The organism is Sphingomonas caeni (assembly GCF_026013415.1).
GTDB classification, from domain to species: domain Bacteria; phylum Pseudomonadota; class Alphaproteobacteria; order Sphingomonadales; family Sphingomonadaceae; genus Sphingomonas; species Sphingomonas caeni.
The window spans coordinates 84,582-103,913 of the sequence record NZ_JAPDOK010000010.1; the positions used below are offsets into that span (position 1 = coordinate 84,582).

The following is a 19,332-nucleotide window of genomic DNA, read 5'->3' on the forward strand; positions in this document are numbered from 1 at the left end:
TGCTTAGCGGGGAAATCGCGCTCCGTCATCAAGCTGGTATCTTTGCCGCCTTGGCCACCTTCGCGAGCAATTTGTCGATCGCCGTCACCACCTCGGGCTCATCGAGCGTGGGCGCATGGCCCACATCCGGCACCGTCACCAGCACCGCCCCCGGCACGCGCTCGATCATCTTCTCTGCGACCGGCGCGCGCAGGATATCCGACAGCGCCCCGCGCACGACCAGCAGCGGCTTGCCCTTCAGCGCATCGATCGTCGGCCACATGTCCGGCCCCGCTTCGTTGCCCGGCACGCGGAAGGGCTCGGCGATCTTCATGTCGTAGTCGAGCACAATCCGCCCCGAGCTGTTGAGCCGGAACAGCCGCTTCGCCATCCGCAGCCAATCCTCGATGCCGTAGCCCGGATAGACGTCGGCGTTCGCCTCGCCGAGCGCGCGTGCCGCGTGCATCCAGGTCGGATGCTGGACCGCCTTGCCGACATAGGTGCGGATCCGCGCCAGCCCGCCCGGATCGATCTCCGGCCCGACGTCGTTGAGCACGGCGCCGGCGAGCCGCTCGCGGTCGGTGGCCGCGATCAGCATGGTCACGATCCCGCCGAGCGAGGTCCCCACCGCGACGAACCTCTCGATCTTGAGTTCGGCGATCAGCGCCTCGACATCCTGGAGATAGGTGAGCGGCACATAGGTCATCGGGTCCTTGGCGTAGGCGCTCTCGCCGCGCCCACGGAACTCGATCAGGATCACGCGCCACTCGCCCGCCAGCCGTTCGGCGAGCCCCTCATAGTCGCGCGCGTTGCGGGTCAGCCCGGGAAAGCAGATGACCGGCGGGCGATCCTGCCGTCCCGCATAGTCGCGATAATGCAGCCGCAGCCCGTCATTGGACCACCAATAGCCGTCGACATATCCATTGCGGTTGCGCGCTTCGCCCATCGCTCCCCATATCGCCGCATGATCTTCTCTCCGCAACAGGCGATCCTCACGCTCGGGCGAACATATTTCGACCCCGTCGAGGCGGCGAATTTTCCCCAGGCGCTCCTGCGCTTCCGCAACGATCGCGCCGCGGCGACGGTCGGGCTCGATAGTCTGAGCGATGCCGAGTGGATCGCCCATTTCGGCCGCTTCCAGCCGCTCCCGGGCAGCCTGCCCCAGCCGCTGGCGCTGCGCTATCACGGGCATCAGTTCCGCGTGTACAATCCCGAGATCGGCGACGGGCGCGGTTTCCTGTTCGCGCAGATGACCGACGATCGGGGCCGGCTGCTCGATCTCGGCACCAAGGGTTCGGGCCAGACGCCGTACAGCCGCTTCGGCGACGGCCGCCTCACCCTCAAGGGCGGCGTCCGCGAAATCCTCGCGACCGAAATGCTCGAAGCGCTCGGCGTCGAGACCTCCAAAACCTTCTCGCTGATCGAAACCTGCGAGGAACTCCATCGCGGCGACGAGCCCTCGCCTACCCGCTCCGCGGTGCTGGTCCGTCTCAGCCACAGCCATATCCGCATCGGCACCTTCCAGCGCCTCGCCTATTTCGAGGAGAAGGACGCGCTGCGCGCGCTGACCGCCTATTGCCTCGACCATTATTTCGGCGAGCCGGCAGGCGACGACGCCCCCGAACGCCTGCTCGCGCATGTCGTCGATGGCACCGCACGCATGGCAGCCCAGTTCATCGCCGCGGGCTTCGTCCACGGCGTGCTCAACAGCGACAATATCAACGTGACGGGCGAGAGCTTCGACTATGGCCCGTGGCGCTTCGCCCCGAGCTGGGACCCCGGCTTCACCGCCGCCTATTTCGACCATGCCGGCCTCTACGCCTTCGGCCGCCAGCCCGAGGCCATCTATTGGGACGTCATGCAGCTGGCCATCTCCCTCCGCCGGATCGCGGAGGAAGAACCGATCGTCGCCGCGCTCGACACTTTCCCCGATCGCTACCGCGCAGCCCTTGTCGAAGCGACGCTCTGGCGCCTGGGCGTGCTGCCCCATGACGATGAACGCGACCGCGCCCTGACCGCCGCCATCGAAGCCGCGCTGACCGCCAGCGGCGCCTCGCTCGACCATTTCTACTTCGACTGGTTCGGCGGCGCCGTCCCCGCCGACTACGGCCCCGAATTCGACGCGGTCCGCGATCTGCTCGGCCCCTACATTCCCCGCAAGCCGCGCAACCATCCCTATTGGTCCGATCCCGCCCCCTGCGCGATGCTGATCGAGGAGGTCGAGGCGATCTGGAGCCCCATCGCCGAGGCCGACGATTGGACCGCCTTCGAAACCAAAGTGGCGCAGATTCGCCGCATGGCCGAAGCTCTCGCCTAAGTGAACGTTCCCGGTGTGGCGTCGCGTGACGAATTCGTGCAAGAGCAGCCGCAACATTCGAAAAGTCCCGCAAAACAGACCCTGATGCCCGCCCAGGAAATCATCTCCACCGAACCCGCGACCGGCGCCGTCCTTTGGCGCCAGCATATCGGCAACGCCGATGTCGAGGTTGCGCACGCCCGCCGCAGCTGGGCCGAATGGGCCGCGCGCCCGCTCACCTATCGGGTCGAGGCGCTGCGCCGCTTCGCCAATGTCGTCCGCCAGAAAACGGATGCGCTCACCGATCTGCTCGCGCGCGAAACCGGCAAACCGCTCTGGGAGGCCCGCACCGAGGTCGAGGCGGTCATCGCCAAGGTCGACATCTCGATCGCCGCCTATTCGGAGCGCACCGGCCAGCAGCGCGTCGAGGGTGCCAACCGCATGGCGCTGCGGCACAAGCCGCATGGCGTGCTCGCGGTGCTCGGCCCCTATAATTTCCCGATCCATCTGCCCAACGGCCACATGGTCCCGGCGCTGCTCGCGGGCAACGCGGTCGTCTTCAAGCCCTCGGAAAAGACCCCCGCGTGCGGCGCTTTTCTTGTCGAATGCTATCACGCCGCGGGCATCCCGGAGGGTTGCGTCCGTCTGCTGATCGGCGGGGTCGAGCAGGGCAAGGCGCTCGCCGCGCATCCCGATATCGACGGGCTGCTCTTCACCGGCTCCGCCAATACCGGCATCGCGCTCAACCGCCAGTTCGCGACCCGGCCCGAGAAGATCCTCGCGCTCGAAATGGGGGGGAACAACCCGATCCTCGTCTGGAACACGCCCGATCTCTATTCGGCCGCGGTGATCGTGGTCCAATCGGCCTTCACCACCGCCGGCCAGCGCTGCACCGCCGCGCGCCGCCTGATCGTCGATGCGAAGCTCTACGAGCCGCTGATGGCCGAGCTCCACAAATTGATCGGCCGCCTGATCATCGGCGAACCGCATGCCGATCCCGCCCCCTTCATGGGCCCGGTGATCGACAACGACACCGCCGACATGCTGACCGAGAGCTTCCTCGCACTCTCCACCATGGGCGGGCGTCCGCTCAAGCACATGTCGCGCCCGATCGAGGGCCGCCCCTTCCTCACGCCCGGCATGATCGACATGACCGAGGCGAAGGAATCGCCCGATGTCGAGCTGTTCGGCCCGATCCTCCAGGTCTACCGCAAGGCGAACTTCGAAGACGCGATCGCCGAGGCGAACAATACGCGCTACGGCCTCTCCGCCTCGCTGATCAGCCAGGACCCCAAGCTCTACGACCAGTTCTGGGCGAATATCCGCGCCGGCATCGTCAACTGGAACCGCCCCACCAACGGCGCCTCCTCGTCGGCTCCGTTCGGCGGAGTGGGCTGGTCGGGCAACCACCGCCCGAGCGCTTACTACGCGGCGGATTATTGCGCCTATCCGGTGGTCTCGTCCGAGGCGGATCAGGCCCGCGCTTCGATCGGGCTGGGACTGCGCGACGCCTGATCGCGACGGACCGTTCTTCCGGGGCTTGAAACCGAAGCCCCGCCTCCGTAAATCTACGGAGCGGACCGGGCCCCTCTGGCGAGGGCTTACCAAAGCCCTCGTGATGTCGGACCGCATCGAGCGTCGCTCGGTGCAGTTTGGTGGCCCCTCCCCCTGAGTCCCCACCCCATGCACCAGGCGGCGCTCGATCGATGCAACCATCGATGGAGTGGCTAGTGACCCAGTTGATCGAGCGGCTGATCGCCGCGCACCGCCTTCTCAACCGCGAAATCCGGCGCGAACTCGCGCGCAGGAATCCAGACCGCTTCCGCCTCACCCGGCTGAAGAAGGAACGGCTCGCGATCAAGGACCGGCTCTTCCGCCATTTCCCCGACGCTTCGGAGATGCGCCGCGCCGCGCGCGTCATGCTCCGCCGCGCCCGCACCGCCTGAGGAACTCCAATGGACAATATCTCGCACTTCAACCGCACCGCCGCCGCCGGGGTGCAGGCCCGTTTCGATGAAGGTCTGCGCCGCTACATGCTCGGAATCTACCGCAACATGGGGTTGGGCCTCGCGATCACCGGCCTGGTCGCGCTGGCGATCGCCGCCACCCCGCCCCTCACGGCCCTGATCTTCGGCACCCCGCTCAAATGGGTGGCGATGTTCGCGCCGCTCGCCTTCATCTTCTTCTTCCAGTTCCGGATCGACCGGATGACGACCGCCGGTGCGCGCACCGCCTTTTTCGCCTTCGCCGCGGTGATGGGCGTCTCCATGGCGAGCATCTTCCTCGTCTTCGCCGCCACCAGCATCGCCAGCGCCTTCTTCGCCGCAGCGGCGATGTTCGCGGGGCTGAGCCTGTGGGGCTACACCACCAATCGCGACCTGACCCAGCTCGGATCGTTCCTGGTCATGGGGCTGATCGCGGTGCTTCTGGTCAGCCTGGTCAATATCTTCCTCGGCTCGTCGATGCTCCAGATCCTTATCTCGATCGTCGGCGTCGGCGTGTTCGCGGGCCTCACCGCCTGGGACACGCAGCGGCTCAAGAGCGACTATCTCCACTATGCCGGAAGCCAGATCGCGGAGAAGCTCGCGATCATGGGCGCGCTGTCGCTCTATCTCAACCTGATCAACATGTTCCAGCTGCTGCTGGCGCTGTTCAGCCCGCAGGAGGAGTGACGCGGTAGCAGGGCGCGTTTTCAAACCCGCCGCGCCTTTTCAAGCGCGGCGGGGCCGCTATGATCCCCTGACACCGATATCAGGGGAGGAAGTTCGATGGTCACGCGCAGGCAAACGCTCACCGGAGCCGCCGCACTCGCGGGCACGCTCGCGACGCCGGCCACCGCCCGCCCCGCCAAGCCCAGCCCCTTCGTCCAGCGCAAGGGCACCGGCTTCGTCCTGAACGACAAGCCCTATCGCTATGTCGGCACCAACATGTGGTACGCCGCCTGGCTCGGTGCGCCCGCCGATTATGGCAACCGCGACCGCCTCCGCCGCGAGCTCGACGCGCTCAAGGCATTGGGCGTCACCAATATCCGCGCCAATGCCTCGGCCGAGGAATCGCCGCTCAACCACTCGGTCAAGCCGACCTTCCACGGCAAGGACAGCAGCAACGCGGACCTGCTGGTCGGCCTCGATTTCTTCCTCGCCGAAATGGCCCAGCGCGACATGAAGGCGGTGCTCTACCTCACCAATTTCTGGGAATGGTCGGGCGGAATGCAGACCTATCTCTACTATGTCACCGGCAAGTACATGGACATGAACGATCCCGCGCACCCCTGGCCCGCTTTCCCCAACGCCACCGCGCAATTCTATGCCAATCCCGAGGCGATGGGCCTGTTTCGCGACTGGGTGAAGACGATCGTCGGCCGCACCAACAGCATTACCGGCAAGCTCTATGCCGACGATCCCACGATCATGGCCTGGCAGCACGCCAACGAGCCGCGCCCCGCGGGCGACGCCGCCACCGCCGAGCCCTTGCTCCCGGCCTATTATTCGTGGATCCGCGAGACCGCGAAGCTGATTAAGACGCTCGACAGGAACCATCTCGTCTGCACCGGCAACGAGGGGCTCAAGGGCACGGTCGAGCGCGCCGATGTCTACAAGACGATCCACGGCTTCCCCGAGGTCGATTATTGCACCGCGCATATCTGGCCGCTCAACTGGAGCTGGGTCGACGCGAAGGATATCGCCGGCACCAACGCGGCCAGCTTCGCCAAGGTGCACGACTATCTCGACCGGCACCTCGCCATGGCCAAAGAGATCGGCAAGCCGCTGGTGATCGAGGAATTCGGCTATCCGCGCGACGGCGGCGGCTATGACACCGACAGCGCGACGCTCTACAAGGACGGCTATTACAAGCTGATCTACGACGCGGTCGAGGCGAGCGCCAGGAGTGGCGGCCCGCTGCAAGGCTCGAACTTCTGGGCCTGGAACGGCGAAGGCCGCGCGGTCCATGGCGACCATAAGTACAAGACCGGCGACAATGCCTGGCTCGGCGATCCGCCGCATGAACCGCAGGGCTGGTATGGGGTGTTCGACAGTGACGCGACGACGAAGGCGGTGATCGCGGCCCACGCAAAGGCGCTGGCGGCGACTTTCTGACAGTCAAGAGCCAATTCCGGGGAATCGGCTCTTGACCGGATGCCAGAGCATCGATGGGAGCAGCGGAGAATACTCTTCAGGGAGAGCATTTTCGTTGCAACTCGAAAGTAGCATCAAAATCGTCTCTGGTATTTACCAGGATCAATATTTTGGATTTGGTTGGAGCCGTAACAATTTTCTTTTTTGTAGAAGTACATTACTATTGATCATGATCAATATTATTGGTTTCGGCGAGCGTAAATTGTCCTTCTCCAGGGGAGATGAGAAATGCGCAGCGACGATTCGGGCGACTATTATCGCGGACGTGAGCAACAAGCGCTGGCGCTCGCGCACGGCGCGGTGGATGACAATATCCGCGCGATCCACCTTCAAATGGCCGAGGAATATGGCCGGCTGGCGACCATGCACGGTTCGTACACCGGCGCGCGCGAGAAATTGGCGGCCGGCTGAAAGGCCGCGCCCTCCCGGCGTGTCGCGCAGGGGCGGGCTCAGGCCGCGCGGCGGAGCCGGCGGTGCAGGTAATTCTCGTCGAACCCCGCGATTTCCGCCAGCTTGACCGGATCGAGCAGCAGCAGGCTCTTCTCTTTCAGCTCCATTACTCCCTGCTCGCGCAGCTTGCGCAGCACACGATTGATGTGCACCGGCGTCATCCCCAGCGCATCGGCAAGCACGATCTGGGTCATCGGAAACTCGAGCTCGTTGCCATGAACCAGCCCGATATTGCGGGCGCGCACATAGAGTTCGCACATCAGATGCGCGACGCGCGCGACGCTCGATCGCCGCCCCATGCTGACGATCCAGGCGCGCAGCGTGCCCTCGTCCACCAATTGCGTCGACCACATCGCCCTCGCGATCTGCGGCCGTGCCTCCAGCAATTCCTGAACCACCGACCGCTCGATCATCGCGACCCGCGCCGGGGTCAGCGTCTGGATGCTGTGATCCATTTCGGCGAGCAGCGCGATGTGGAGGTCGCAGGCATCGCCCGGCATCAGGAACGCGACGATCTGCCGCCCCCTTCGGGCAGGATCTTGTACCGGCATGCCCAGCCTTCAAGGATCACGAGCACCGGGCCCGGCCGGTCACCCTCGCGGATCAGGTCCTGCCGCGCAGCAATACTCCGGCACTTCGCGGTCGCCACCGCCAACAACGCCTCGTCTTCGTCGTCGAGCGGCGCGAAACCCCGTAATTTCTCGATAAACCGGTTCGGCATCGCTTACCCTTTGGGCAATGGATAGCGCGCTGACGCTACGGGGCATTGATCGATGTTTATGAGCCTCGTTAAGGTGGGTTGTAGCGCAAACCCGCCAAAGCGCCTAACGCTGGCCCTATCGTCGACATGCACCTTGGGCGCCGGCGGCTGGGAGACGTGTCTGCTCCCGCCTGTCCAGCCTGGGACGCGCAGCGAATGTCCGATGAAATCAACGACAACGATAGCCGCGAAGCAGCTGCGCGCCTGGATGAACCGGATGCGCACGGGCAGGCCGCGCTGCTGCTCGCCGAGAGCATCCTGCACGCGCTGATCGAGCACGGAACGCTGACGAACCCGCAAGCCATCGCGGTGGTCGAGAGCGCGGCGGAGGTGAAGGTCGAAGTGGCGACCCTTGCCGGCGAGTCGCGCAAACGGATGGAGGAATCGCTCGCGTTGCTCTCGAGGATCACCATCTCGATGCAGACCGACTCGCAATAGCGCCGTTGCCGGGCAAAGTTTCCCTACCCGCCCCCCAAACCATCCTCCGTTGCCCGCCGCGGCTACCGGGCCCATCTCCGCGACCATGGCGACACTCCTCGATCCAGCGGCGCGCGGCCGCGTCATCCTTGTCGGCGCAGGGCCCGGCGACCCCGGCCTGCTCACCGTGCGCGCCGTCGAGGCGCTTGGAGCGGCCGATGTCCTCGTCCATGACGGCCTCGTCGATCCGCGCGTGCTCGATCTCGCCCCGCAGGCGCACCGCATCTCGGTCGCCAAGCAGCGCTCCAGACACACGCTGTCGCAGGATGGGATCAACGCCCTCATCATCGCGCATGTGAAGACCGGCGCGATCGTCGTGCGTCTGAAGGGCGGCGACCCCTTCATCTTCGGGCGCGGCGGCGAGGAAGTCGAAGCCGTCCGCGCCGCGGGCCTGCCCGTCGAGGTCATCCCCGGCATCTCCGCCGCGCTCGGCGCCGCGGCCGAGGCGATGCTGCCGCTCACCCATCGCGACTGGTCGAGCGCGGTCAGCTTCGTCGCGGGCCAGTGCAAGGGCTTGAGCGAACAGAATTGGTCGGGCCTCGCCGGCAAGGGCCGCACCCTCGTCATCTATATGGGCGTCGCCACCTGCCCCGAGATTTCGGAGAAGCTGATGGCAGAGGGCGTCGCCCCCGACATGCCCGTCGCCGTGCTAGAGCGCGGCACGCTCGAGGGCAGCCGCCGCCTGCGCACCCTGCTCGCCGATCTCGGGGCGATGGTCGAGCGCGAGAAGGTCAAGAGCCCCGCGATCATCGTCGTCGGCGAAGTCGTGATGCTCGCCGATGCCGAGGACAAGCTCGCCGCCTGGGCTAACACCGCGGAGATGCTGGCATGAGCATGAAGCTGTTGACCGGAAACGACCTGCGCACCGGCGAGGTCACCTGGTGGACCGGCACCGGCTGGTCGCGCTTCGTCGAGAATGCCGTCGATGTCGACGAGCATGGCGAAGCGATCGCGACCGAGGAAATCGGCGCCCGCCGCGTCAACGCTGCCTATGTGATCGACGCGGTCGACACGCCCGAGGGCCCCCGCCCCGCGCACATCAAGGACCGTATCCGCGCGCTGGGCCCCACCGTGCGGCTCGATCTGACCCTCAAGCCTGCCGATCCCGACGCCGGAAGCTGGGTGATCTGACATGTACAAATACGACAAATACGACCAGGCGATCGTCGATGCCCGTGTCGAGGAATTCCGCGATCAGGCGGCGCGGCGCATTGCCGGCGCGCTGACCGAGGACCAGTTCAAGCCGCTCCGGCTCAAGAACGGCCTCTATCTCCAGCTCCACGCCTATATGCTGCGCGTCGCCATCCCCTATGGCACGCTCGACAGCCGCCAGATGCGGATGCTGGGCCATATCGCGCGCAAGTACGACCGCGGCTATGGCCATTTCACCACCCGCCAGAACCTCCAATATAACTGGATCAAGCTCGAAGAAGCCGCGGACATCCTCGCCGATCTCGCCAGCGTCGAGATGCATGCGATCCAGACCAGCGGCGAGAGCATCCGCAACGTCTCGTCGGACCAATATGCCGGCGCCGCAGCCGACGAGATCGCCGATCCGCGCCCCTGGGCCGAGCTGATCCGGCAAGCGACGACCTTCCACCCCGAATTCAGCTACCTCCCCCGCAAGTTCAAGATCGCGGTGACCGCCGCCGAAGAGGACCGCGCCGCGATCCGCCTCCACGATATCGGCCTCAAGCTGGTCAGGAACGGCGCGGGCGAGCTCGGCTTCGAAGTCTATATCGGCGGCGGCATGGGCCGCACGCCCTTCGTCGCGCCGCTGATCCGCCCCTTCCTGCCCGCCGAACATCTGTTCAGCTATTGCGAGGCGGCGCTGCGCGTGTGGAACCGCTGGGCCCGCCGCGACAATATCCACAAGCAGCGGATCAAGATCCTCGTCCACGATCTGGGGCAGGAGGAATTCACCCGCCAGGTCGAAGAGGAATGGCAGGCGATCCTGCCCAACCAGTCCGACGTGCCGATGGTCGAGTTCGACCGTATCGCCGCCTATTTCGTCGATCCGCCGTTCGAAGCCGGCGCGCCCGACGAGATCGACCGTAGCGATCCCGATTTCGCGCTCTGGGTCGATCAGAATGTCGTGGCCCACAAGGCGCCCGGCTATGCGATCGTCAATATCAGCCTGAAGCCGATCGGCGGCATCCCCGGCGACGCCAGCGCCGAGCAGATCGAGCTGATGGCCGATCTCGCCGAACGCTATAGCTTCGACGAACTCCGCGTCACCCATGCCCAGAACATCGTTCTGCCGCATGTCCGCAAGGCCGACCTCTACGCGCTGTGGCAGACGCTTTCCGAAAACGGCTTGGCCGAGGCTAATCTCGACCTGATCAGCGATATCATCGCCTGCCCCGGTCTCGATTATTGCAGCCTCGCCAATGCCCGCTCGATCCCGATCGCGCAAAAGCTCTCGCAGCGCTTCGGCGACGATCGCCAGCGCGAGATCGGCGAGCTCAAGCTCAAGATCAGCGGCTGCATCAACGCCTGCGGCCACCATCACGCCGGCCATATCGGCATCCTCGGCGTCGATCGTAAGGGCACCGAGAATTACCAGCTGCTGCTCGGCGGATCGGGCGCGGAGGACGCCAGCCTCGGCAAGATCACCGGCCCCGGCTTCGACGAGGACGGCATCGTCGATGCGGTCGAGAAGGCGACGCAGGTCTATCTCGACCGCCGCGAGGAAGGCGAACGCTTCCTAGACACCTATCGCCGCGTCGGAATGGAGCCGTTCAAGGAGGCGATCTATGGATAAGGCCCATATTTTGCCTGCGAACGCCAGCGGGCTCCGCTTCCGCGACGACCCCGTGCACGAAGAGCCCGCGGTCACGCTCGACGCCTTCCTCACCCAGCCCAATGCGACCGCGGTCCGCGTCGAGGCCGGCGAGGACGCACGGCGGCTCATCCCGCACTTCGATCGCCTCGCCTTGGTCGAAGTCGATTTCCCCCGCTTCCGCGACGGCCGCGGCTATTCCTCGGCCAAGATCCTGCGCGAGGCGGGCTATACTGGCGAGCTCCGCGCGGCGGGCGATGTGCTGGTCGACCAGATGCTGTTCATGCGCCGCGTCGGCTTCGACAGCTTCGTGCCCAACGCGCCGGTGGACGAAGCCGTCCTCGCCGCCACGCTCGCGCGCTACGACTTCGTCTATCAGCCCGCCGCCGACGCTGCGGTGCCGGTATGGAAGCTCCGCCATGGCTGATGCGGGCGTGCGCAAAATAGACCGCATCGACGTCGCGCCCCGCTTCACCGAGGCCGACGCCGTGCGCCTCAACAACATGTTCCGCGGCACCGATACGCACGAGATGCTGAAGGCCGTGCTCGGCAATCACATGCTCGGCGAGGTCGCGGTGGTCTCCTCGTTCGGCGCCGAATCCGCGGCACTGCTCCACCTCGTCGCCAGCGTCGATCCGGCGACCCCGGTGCTCTTCATCGACACCTTCAAGCATTTCCCCGAAACGCTCGCCTATCGCGACCAGCTCGTCGACCTGCTCGGCCTCACCAATCTCCGCATCCTCACCCCCGACGCCGAGCTGCTCGCCAAGAAGGACGCGACCGAGCTGCGCTGGTCCTACGATCCCGATGGCTGCTGCGAGATCCGCAAGGTCCAGCCGCTCGAAAAGGCGCTGGCGGGCGTCGATGCGACGATCACCGGCCGCAAGGCGTTCCAGGCGAGCACCCGCAACGCCCTGCCCCGCTTCGAGATCGACGGGGATCGCCTCAAGGTCAACCCCCTCGCCAACTGGACCAAAGCCGATCTCGACGCCTATTTCGAAGCGCACGACCTCCCCAAGCACCCGCTCGAGGCGCAGGGCTATCTCTCGATCGGCTGCGCGCCCTGCACCAGCGTGGTCAAGCCCGGCGAAGACCCCCGCGCGGGCCGCTGGCGCGGCTGGGAGAAGACCGAGTGCGGCATCCACACGCCGGTCGAGGACAACGACCCTAACCTCCCGGTCTTCTGATCCCGTCGATTAGCCGTTCGGCTCGGAAAGCCATGCCAAGGCCTCTCCGCGGTCGGTAAAAACGCCATAGCCGGGGGCAATGTGGCGCGTTTGCAGCGTGACCAACGCGCTTGAGACCAAAACGGCAATCCGCCGGGAACCGATTGACGGATCCGCCGCCATGCCGGCAAGTTTCGCCAGCACCTCCTGCGATTGCACGGCATATTGGGTCGTGTCGAAGAGCGTAACCTGCTCGCCGATCCGGCATCCGCCCACTGGCAGCGCTCGCAACAAGCGGCGCAGCTCGCTGTCGAAGCGCTGTATGGTTGCGGCATCCCAATAGCCACGCATGCCAATTTCGACGAACTTGCGCGCAGGCTCGATCCGGATGGTGAAGGAAGGATCGTCAAGCCGCGGCATAAGCGCCTCTATTGCATCTCTGGTCCCCCGCGCCGGAGCAGGAGAAGAAGCTGACCCGGCACTGGAAATAACCGGCCCGCGCAATTCCTGTTCCAGCCAGTTTGACATATTTCGATGTTTAGCTAAACATCAACTCATGAACGCCGTCTTCAAAGCGCTGTCCGACCCAACTCGCCGCAAGGTGCTTGAGCTGCTCCGCCAGCGCCCGATGACCGCGGGCGAGCTGAGCGACCAGTTCCAGGTGTCCAAGCCCACCATGTCCGCCCATTTCGCGGTGCTCCGCGAGGCCGGACTGGTCGACGCCAGCAAGCAGGGCGTCACCATCACCTATCGGCTCAAACTCTCGGTGCTCGAGGATGCGCTGCTCGGCTTCGCGCAGGTTTTCGGCATCGGCGCCGCCCAAGGGGCGATAGCACCTGCATCCGAGCCCACCGAAATTCAGGAAGGAGAATCCCCATGAGGTCCATCGCCTCCGCCCTCGTCCTCGCCGCTGCCTTCCTCGCGCTGTCGGCGGGGCTCCGTTACGCCGCCAATATCGACCTGATCAGCGACGAGACCATGAAGCGAACCGTCCAGGTCGTGATCGGCCTCGGCCTCGCCATCTATTCCAACTTCACGCCCAAGCAGATCGGACCGCAGGGTTCCCCCGCCATCGAGGCGTGGAAGCAGAAGATGCTGCGGGTCGCCGGCTGGTCGATGGTGCTTGCGGGGCTTACCTATGCCGCGCTGTGGGCCTTCGCGCCGCTGGGCTTCGCCGGCACCGCCTCGGTTGCGGTGGTTGTCACCGCGATGGTCGTCTCGCTCGGCTACGCGATCCGCTGCATCGCCGCCTGCCAGATACTCAGCACGCGCGGAGCCTAGGGTGTGTCCTCGCTACCCACGATGGCCGTGATCGCCCGGAGAGGGGCGCTGGCAAGGAAGGTCGCGCAGTCGCGTAGCGGTGCTACGCGCAAGCGGCCTGACGCCGTCCAGCGCCCCTCTCCGGGCGACCCCTTCAGGGCGGGCGCCTTTTGGCGCACAGCGGCGTCGCGCGTCGATCACGATGGAAACCCATCGCTCTCTCCTTGCTCCTACCCGTGCGCCAAAATGCGCTCCGTCACGGCCATCGCGGGTAGCGAGGACACACCTTAGTGCCCCGGCATCAGATCGCTGAACTTGGTGAACTGCCGGTCGAAGCGCAGGTCCACCGAACCGGTTGCGCCGTGGCGCTGCTTCGCGACGATCACCGTCGCCTTGCCCGCCACGCGCAGCTGCTCGTCCTGCCAGGTCTGGTATTTCTCCAGATCGTCGGCGGACGAATTGGCGTCGGGGGCTTTGGGCGCCTTGAAATCGTGATAATATTCGTCGCGATAGACGAACAGCACGATATCCGCGTCCTGCTCGATCGAACCCGACTCACGAAGGTCGGAAAGCTGCGGGCGCTTGTCCTCGCGCTGCTCGACCGCGCGGCTCAGCTGCGAGAGCGCGATCACCGGCACGTGCAGCTCCTTGGCCAGCGTCTTGAGCCCGCGCGAAATCTCCGAGATTTCCTGCACGCGCCCGTCGCCCTGGCTACGGCTGCTGCCCTGGAGCAGCTGGAGATAGTCGACCACGACCATCCCGATCTTGTGCTGCCGCTTCAGCCGCCGCGCGCGTGTCCTGAGCGCCGCGATCGTCAGCGCAGGCGTATCGTCGATGAAAAGCGGGAGCTGCTCCAGATCGGCCGCGGCGCGCGCGAATTTCTGGAAGTTGGACGGGCTGATGTCGCCGGTGCGCAATTTCTCCGACACGATCTCCGATTGCTCGGACAGGATACGCATCGCCAGCTGGTCCGCCGACATTTCGAGACTGAAGAACGCCACCGGCGCGCCGATCGATTTGTCCTCGGGAATCCCCGCTTCGCGGTCGTCGATCCAACGCCGCGCCGCGTTGAAGGCGATGTTGGTCGCGAGCGAGGTCTTGCCCATGCCCGGCCGCCCGGCGAGGATGATCAGGTCGGAGCGGTTCATGCCGCCGGTCATCGCGTTGAGATCGGCCATGCCGGTGGTGATGCCCGAGACCGAGCCACCCGAATTCATCGCCCGCTCGGCCTGCTTGACCGCCAGCGCGGCGGCGCGGGTGAAGCTCTTCGCCCCGCCGTCATTCGCGCCCTTCTCGGCGACCTCGTACAGCTTCATTTCGGCGATTTCGATCTGCGCCGCCGGGTTGATCTCCTTGCTGGTGTCGAGCGCCTCATCGACCATGTCGCGCCCCACCGTCACCAGCGCGCGCAGCATCGCTAGATCGTACACCTGCTCCGCGAACGCCCGCGCGCCGATCAGGCTCGCCGGATTGCCGGTCAGCTGCGCCAGATAGGCGGGCCCGCCCAGCTCCTTCATCGCCGGATCGGCGGCGAACAGCGGGCGCAAGGTCACCGGGCTCGCCAGCCGGTTTTCGCCGACCAGGAACGCGATCTGCTCATAGATCCGCCCGTGCAGAGGCTCGAAGAAGTGCTCGGGCCGCAGCCGCTGGAGCACATCCTCGGCGATCCGGTTGTCGATCATCATCGCGCCCAGCAGCGCGGCCTCGGCCTCGACATTCTGCGGGAGGGTCACGCCCTCGGGCGAACCCGGGGCGGGAAAGGGAATCGGTTGAGCCATCGGACTGTCCTATATGCGGGACATCATACACGCCCGCCGAAACCATGGTCCATGCTTGTGGAAAACGTGGAATGAACAGATAGGGGCGCAAGCATGGCCGATCCGCGCATCATCGACGTGACTCTCGACGAGCGCACTATCCTGTGGCGCTCGGCCGATATCGAGCAGGAGCGCCGTATCGCGATCTTCGACCTGCTCGAGGACAATCATTTCGCGCCCCACAAGCACGCCGACACCTATCCAGGGCCCTACAAGCTCCATCTGCGCGTCGAGGAGGGCCGGCTCGCGCTCGAGATTCACCGTGCCGATGGGTCCCACCTCGAAACATTGGTGCTCGGTCTGGCCCGATTCCGCCGCCCGATCCGGGATTACTTCGCGATCTGTGATAGTTATTATGCCGCCATCCGCAATGCCACGCCCGCCCAGATCGAAACGGTCGATATGGCGCGGCGCGGCATCCACAACGAAGCGGCAGAGCTGCTGCGCGAACGGCTGGAGGGCAAGATCGACGTGGACTTCGATACCGCGCGCCGCCTGTTCACGCTGATCTGCGTCCTCCATATCAAGGGCTGATGGCCTCCGCCCGAATCTGGTCGCGGCGCATCCGCATCACGGGCGGGATCGCGCTGTCGCTGGCGCTGGTCGGCCTCACCGCATGGCTGTTCGCGATCAACTGGACGCCCGACCGCGACGCCTTCCCCGTCCAGGGAATCGATATCAGCGAGGCGAACGATCCGGCCGATTGGTTCGCGGTCAAGGCCACCCACCAGATCCAGTTCGTCTATGCCCGTGCCTCGATGGGCGCCACCGGCCGCGACAAGCGCTTCCCGATGCACTGGAGCGGGCTCGGCCAGGCGGGGATGCGCCGCGGCGCCATCCATGTCTTCTCGCTATGCCAGCTCGCGGCGGACCAGGCGGGCAATTTGGTCGGCGCGATCCCGCCCTCGCCCGATCAGCTTCCAGCGGCGCTCGATCTCGCCTTCCAGCCCGGCTGCACCGCCCACCCGGAGCGCAGCGTCGTGCTCAGCGAGATCGCGCGCTTCGTCAGGGGCGTCGAGAGCGCCACCGGCAAGCCCGTCATCCTGCGCATCACCCCCGAATTCGAGGCGCGCTACCATGTCAGCAGCGCAATCCCGCGCAAGCTGTGGAGCGTGCAATCCTTTTTCCCGCCAGCCTATTTCGACAAGCGCTGGACCTTGTGGCAAGCATCCGGCTTCCGTCGCTTTTCCGGGATCAGCGGCGCGGTGAACTGGAACGTGATGGTCAAATGAGCACGCCCGAGGAACTGATCGCCGCCGCCCGTCAGGCCGCGCGTAACGCCTACGCCCCCTATTCGCATTTCGGCGTCGGCGCGGCGGTGTTGCTGACCGACGGCACGGTCGTCACCGGCGCGAATTTCGAGAATGCCAGCTACGGTCTCTCGCTCTGTGCCGAGACGGTCGCGCTGGCGACGGTCAACGCTCAGGGCCGCCTGGCGGACGTTGCCGCGATCGGCGTGATCGGCGGCCCGATTGGCCCGCTCGGCCCCGAAGGCGACCAGCCCGTCAGCCCCTGTGGCCGCTGCCGCCAGGTGATGAACGAAGCCGCCCAGGTCGGCGGCCGCGACTTCCCCGTCCATTGCGGCGCCGCAGAGGGCGATGCGATCGCGACCTGGACGGTTTCCGAGCTGCTCCCCGGTGCCTTCGGGCCGAGGGATCTGGGCGCGCTCTAGGCCCCACCCCAACTGTGCTTGCCAACGCTGTCACGCTCGGCCCATGGTGCGGCAAAAGCCCTGGGGAGAGCGAAATGCCTGGATTGATCGCGCACCTGTTCGCAGTAGTCGCCCTGTTTACCGCCCTCCCCGCCGCCGCGCAGGCCGCAGCGCCGCCGCTCCTCCACCCGCTCTTCCAGGATCACGGCGTCCTCCAGCGCGACCGCCCGATCGCGGTCTGGGGCCATGCAGCCCCGGGCCAGTCCGTCCATGTCACCCTCGCGGGCAACCGCGCCGACGCCACCGCCGACAAGACCGGCATCTGGCGCGCCACCCTCCCCGCGCTCGCCGCCGGCGGCCCCTACACGCTGACCGCGGCCGCGCCCGATCGCACCCAGACCGTCAGCGACGTGCTGATCGGCGATGTCTGGCTCTGCTCGGGCCAGTCGAACATGGAGATGGCGGTCTCGGGCGCGCTCAACCCGCAGGTCGAGATCAACAACGCCAACGATCCGCAGACGCGCATCCTCTCGATCCAGCACGATATCGCCAACGCGCCCCAGACCGACTTCATCCGCCCCGTCGAATGGAAGCTCGTTTCCCCCCAGAGCATCGGCGATTTCTCCGCCGCCTGCTGGTTCATGGCGCGGGAGCTGCGCAAGTCGCAGAACGTGCCCTTCGGCCTGATCGACGCGAGCTGGGGCGGCACTGCGATCAACGCCTGGCGCCCCGAAAGCTCGATGGCGGGCGACCCCAGCGTCAGGGAATCGCTCGATCTGCTCGCGCTCGCCCGCATCGATCCGCCCAGGGCCGCCGCGCGCTGGGGGACGATGTGGGGGACATGGTGGCGCAGCAAGAATGTCGGGGCCGAGCCCTGGGGCCCCGATGCCCCCGGCGACTGGAAACCCGTCCCCGCGATCACCTATTGGGAGCAATGGGGCGTCCCCGAGCTCGCCAATTACAACGGCCTGCTCTTCTACCGCACCGAAATCACCCTCACCGCCGCGCAGGCCAAGCAAGGCGCGACGCTCAATCTCGGCGTCGTCGATGATGTCGATATGAGCTTCATCAACGGCACCGGCGTCGGCAGCATGTCGAGCTGGGACGTCGCGCGCAGCTATCGCCTCGCCAAGGGCGTGCTCAAGCCCGGGGTCAACCGCATCACCGTCGCTGCCTTCGACAGCTGGGGCCCCGGCGGCATGGCCGGGACCGCCGAGCAGCGAAAGATCAGCTTCGACGACGGCACCAGCCTGGCGCTGCCCGAGGCCGCCAAATGGCAATATCGCATCGCCCCGGGCATGGAGCCGCCCCACGCGCCCTGGGAAAGCGCCTCGGGCATTGCCGGCATCTATAACGGCATGATCGCGCCGCTCGGCAATTACGGACTGCGCGGCGTCGCCTGGTACCAGGGCGAAAGCGATGCGGGCACGCCCGAGCCCTATGCCGCCAAGCTCGGATCGATGATGGGCGCGTGGCGCGGCCAGTTCGGCAATGGCGAGCTGCCTTTCCTGATCGTCCAGCTTCCCGATTGGGGCGCCCGCGTCACCGCACCTGCCGAGAGCGGCTTCGCCAGCATCCGCGACCAGCAGCGCCGCGCCGTCGCGGCGGACAAGCATGCCGCATTGGTCGTGACGATCGACGTCGGCGATCCGATCAACCTTCACCCCGAGAACAAGCAGGCCGTCGGCCACCGCCTCGCGCGCGCGGCCGGCATCCTCGCTTATGGCGCCCCGGGCTCGCCCTCCGGCCCGCAACCGAAAGTCGAAGTATCGGGCGACCACATGACGACGCTGTCCTTTACCGGTGTTGGTGGCGAGTTGCTCACCTATAGCGGCTCGCAGGTGCTCGGCTTCGAGCTATGTGGTCCCGCTCCCGGAACCTGCCGCTTCACCGCCGCAACCGTGAAAGGGAATCTCGTCGGCGTTCAGCACGACTTCCAGCCCTTCACCCGCATCCGCTACTGCTGGGGCGAGAGCCCGGTCTGCAATCTCTATGACAAGACCGGCCTGCCGGTGACACCGTTCGAGATCAAGGTGGAGTGATGGGCGTCGTGCTCGCGATCCTCGCCCAGATCGCCCGCGCCATCGTCGCGGGCCTTCTCGGCAGCGCGCTCGCGACGCCCATCGCCGCCTGCTTGCTCTTCAACGATCCGTTCGGCCGCGATTCGATTTACCTGGTCGTCATCTACGTGATCAGCCTCGCCTTCACCCTGCCCTGCGCGCTGCTGATCGGCGCCCCGCTCACCTGGCCGCTACGCGACCGGATCGCCGCCCGGCCCGGACTCGCCACGCTGGCGCTCGGCGTCACCGGCGCACTCGCGGGCCGCGCGACGACCCTGTTGCTGACCTGGGCCGGCTATATGAACGGCTTTCTCGAAGTCGAGGGCTGGGCGAGCCTTCTCTTCGGCGCACTCACCGCCATCGCCTTTGGCTGGGTCATCCGCCTCACGCGACGGCGACCGCTCGTCGAAAACGACGCGTTCTAGGACGAATCGACATTCAACGCATCCAGATCATGGCTGCGGCGAGGTGGATGAAGGCGAGGAAGTATGCGGCGCG

At 66.1% G+C, this 19,332-nt stretch carries 24 protein-coding genes; 19 read left to right on the forward strand and 5 right to left on the reverse strand.

Annotation, left to right across the window (positions count from 1 at the left end):
- Window positions 1–28 precede the first annotated feature (28 nt).
- Window positions 29–925, reverse strand: coding sequence for an alpha/beta fold hydrolase (locus OF829_RS18935; RefSeq protein ID WP_264941747.1), 897 nt, complete (start codon window positions 923–925; stop codon window positions 29–31).
- Window positions 926–943: 18 nt separating this feature from the next.
- Between OF829_RS18935 and OF829_RS18940 the strand changes: the two genes are divergently transcribed.
- The 6 genes from OF829_RS18940 to OF829_RS18965 all read left to right on the forward strand — a co-directional run bounded on the left by OF829_RS18940 (window position 944) and on the right by OF829_RS18965 (window position 6,822).
- The gene (locus OF829_RS18940) at window positions 944–2,296 is read left to right on the forward strand and encodes a protein adenylyltransferase SelO family protein (protein ID WP_264941748.1); all 1,353 of its coding nucleotides are present in this window, start codon (window positions 944–946) and stop codon (window positions 2,294–2,296) included.
- An 84-nt stretch (window positions 2,297–2,380) separates the two neighbouring features.
- Window positions 2,381–3,790, forward strand: a complete 1,410-nt coding sequence (gene astD / locus OF829_RS18945; protein WP_264941749.1) for a succinylglutamate-semialdehyde dehydrogenase — start codon at window positions 2,381–2,383, stop codon at window positions 3,788–3,790.
- A gap of 215 nt (window positions 3,791–4,005) precedes the next feature.
- Entirely contained in the window at window positions 4,006–4,221 is a 216-nt protein-coding gene (locus OF829_RS18950) for a YdcH family protein (protein ID WP_264941750.1), read from the forward strand.
- Between the two features lie 9 nt (window positions 4,222–4,230).
- Entirely contained in the window at window positions 4,231–4,947 is a 717-nt protein-coding gene (locus OF829_RS18955) for a Bax inhibitor-1/YccA family protein (protein ID WP_264941752.1), read from the forward strand.
- A gap of 96 nt (window positions 4,948–5,043) precedes the next feature.
- On the forward strand, window positions 5,044–6,372 hold the full coding sequence (locus OF829_RS18960; protein ID WP_264941753.1) for a glycoside hydrolase 5 family protein: 1,329 nt from the start codon (window positions 5,044–5,046) through the stop codon (window positions 6,370–6,372).
- Between the two features lie 267 nt (window positions 6,373–6,639).
- On the forward strand, window positions 6,640–6,822 hold the full coding sequence (locus OF829_RS18965) for a hypothetical protein (RefSeq protein ID WP_264941754.1): 183 nt from the start codon (window positions 6,640–6,642) through the stop codon (window positions 6,820–6,822).
- Between the two features lie 38 nt (window positions 6,823–6,860).
- On the opposite strand, the gene OF829_RS18970 is transcribed toward OF829_RS18965, so the two are convergent.
- Both OF829_RS18970 and OF829_RS18975 read right to left on the reverse strand, forming a co-directional pair.
- Complete coding sequence (locus OF829_RS18970; RefSeq protein WP_264941756.1) at window positions 6,861–7,361, reverse strand: Crp/Fnr family transcriptional regulator; 501 nt, start codon at window positions 7,359–7,361, stop codon at window positions 6,861–6,863.
- Window positions 7,361–7,582, reverse strand: a complete 222-nt coding sequence (locus OF829_RS18975) for a cyclic nucleotide-binding domain-containing protein (RefSeq protein ID WP_264941757.1) — start codon at window positions 7,580–7,582, stop codon at window positions 7,361–7,363. The genes OF829_RS18970 and OF829_RS18975 overlap by 1 nt, the downstream gene beginning before the upstream one ends.
- Before the next feature lie 195 nt (window positions 7,583–7,777).
- Here OF829_RS18975 and OF829_RS18980 point away from each other — a divergent pair, with 195 nt between their 5' ends.
- The 6 genes from OF829_RS18980 to OF829_RS19005 all read left to right on the forward strand — a co-directional run bounded on the left by OF829_RS18980 (window position 7,778) and on the right by OF829_RS19005 (window position 12,067).
- Window positions 7,778–8,059, forward strand: a complete 282-nt coding sequence (locus tag OF829_RS18980; RefSeq protein ID WP_264941759.1) for a hypothetical protein — start codon at window positions 7,778–7,780, stop codon at window positions 8,057–8,059.
- 85 nt (window positions 8,060–8,144) lie between these two features.
- On the forward strand, window positions 8,145–8,930 hold the full coding sequence (cobA, locus tag OF829_RS18985; RefSeq protein WP_264941760.1) for a uroporphyrinogen-III C-methyltransferase: 786 nt from the start codon (window positions 8,145–8,147) through the stop codon (window positions 8,928–8,930).
- Between the two features lie 2 nt (window positions 8,931–8,932).
- A complete protein-coding gene (locus tag OF829_RS18990) occupies window positions 8,933–9,229 on the forward strand; it encodes a DUF2849 domain-containing protein (protein WP_264941777.1) in 297 nt (98 codons plus the stop codon).
- A 1-nt stretch (window position 9,230) separates the two neighbouring features.
- A complete protein-coding gene (locus tag OF829_RS18995) occupies window positions 9,231–10,862 on the forward strand; it encodes a nitrite/sulfite reductase (protein ID WP_264941761.1) in 1,632 nt (543 codons plus the stop codon).
- Complete coding sequence (locus OF829_RS19000) at window positions 10,855–11,307, forward strand: DUF934 domain-containing protein (protein WP_264941763.1); 453 nt, start codon at window positions 10,855–10,857, stop codon at window positions 11,305–11,307. The genes OF829_RS18995 and OF829_RS19000 overlap by 8 nt, the downstream gene beginning before the upstream one ends.
- Window positions 11,300–12,067, forward strand: coding sequence for a phosphoadenylyl-sulfate reductase (locus OF829_RS19005; RefSeq protein WP_264941764.1), 768 nt, complete (start codon window positions 11,300–11,302; stop codon window positions 12,065–12,067). Before OF829_RS19000 ends, OF829_RS19005 begins: the two co-directional genes overlap by 8 nt.
- Before the next feature lie 9 nt (window positions 12,068–12,076).
- Here the strand turns inward: OF829_RS19005 and OF829_RS19010 are convergent, their stop codons facing one another.
- On the reverse strand, window positions 12,077–12,574 hold the full coding sequence (locus tag OF829_RS19010) for a hypothetical protein (RefSeq protein WP_264941765.1): 498 nt from the start codon (window positions 12,572–12,574) through the stop codon (window positions 12,077–12,079).
- Between the two features lie 28 nt (window positions 12,575–12,602).
- Here OF829_RS19010 and OF829_RS19015 point away from each other — a divergent pair, with 28 nt between their 5' ends.
- Complete coding sequence (locus OF829_RS19015; RefSeq protein ID WP_264941766.1) at window positions 12,603–12,926, forward strand: autorepressor SdpR family transcription factor; 324 nt, start codon at window positions 12,603–12,605, stop codon at window positions 12,924–12,926.
- The gene (locus tag OF829_RS19020) at window positions 12,923–13,327 is read left to right on the forward strand and encodes a hypothetical protein (RefSeq protein ID WP_264941767.1); all 405 of its coding nucleotides are present in this window, start codon (window positions 12,923–12,925) and stop codon (window positions 13,325–13,327) included. Before OF829_RS19015 ends, OF829_RS19020 begins: the two co-directional genes overlap by 4 nt.
- 266 nt (window positions 13,328–13,593) lie before the next feature.
- Here the strand turns inward: OF829_RS19020 and OF829_RS19025 are convergent, their stop codons facing one another.
- On the reverse strand, window positions 13,594–15,084 hold the full coding sequence (locus OF829_RS19025; RefSeq protein WP_264941768.1) for a replicative DNA helicase: 1,491 nt from the start codon (window positions 15,082–15,084) through the stop codon (window positions 13,594–13,596).
- Between the two features lie 93 nt (window positions 15,085–15,177).
- On the opposite strand from OF829_RS19025, the gene OF829_RS19030 reads away from it, so the two are divergent.
- The 5 genes from OF829_RS19030 to OF829_RS19050 all read left to right on the forward strand — a co-directional run bounded on the left by OF829_RS19030 (window position 15,178) and on the right by OF829_RS19050 (window position 19,259).
- Entirely contained in the window at window positions 15,178–15,657 is a 480-nt protein-coding gene (locus OF829_RS19030; protein WP_264941769.1) for a UPF0262 family protein, read from the forward strand.
- Window positions 15,657–16,355, forward strand: a complete 699-nt coding sequence (locus tag OF829_RS19035; RefSeq protein ID WP_264941770.1) for a glycoside hydrolase family 25 protein — start codon at window positions 15,657–15,659, stop codon at window positions 16,353–16,355. Before OF829_RS19030 ends, OF829_RS19035 begins: the two co-directional genes overlap by 1 nt.
- Window positions 16,352–16,795: a cytidine deaminase gene (locus tag OF829_RS19040; RefSeq protein WP_264941771.1), complete on the forward strand. Its 444-nt coding sequence runs from the start codon at window positions 16,352–16,354 to the stop codon at window positions 16,793–16,795. Before OF829_RS19035 ends, OF829_RS19040 begins: the two co-directional genes overlap by 4 nt.
- A 74-nt stretch (window positions 16,796–16,869) precedes the next feature.
- The gene (locus OF829_RS19045) at window positions 16,870–18,816 is read left to right on the forward strand and encodes a sialate O-acetylesterase (RefSeq protein ID WP_264941772.1); all 1,947 of its coding nucleotides are present in this window, start codon (window positions 16,870–16,872) and stop codon (window positions 18,814–18,816) included.
- On the forward strand, window positions 18,816–19,259 hold the full coding sequence (locus OF829_RS19050; protein WP_264941773.1) for a hypothetical protein: 444 nt from the start codon (window positions 18,816–18,818) through the stop codon (window positions 19,257–19,259). Before OF829_RS19045 ends, OF829_RS19050 begins: the two co-directional genes overlap by 1 nt.
- The last annotated feature ends 73 nt before the right edge of the window (window positions 19,260–19,332 follow it).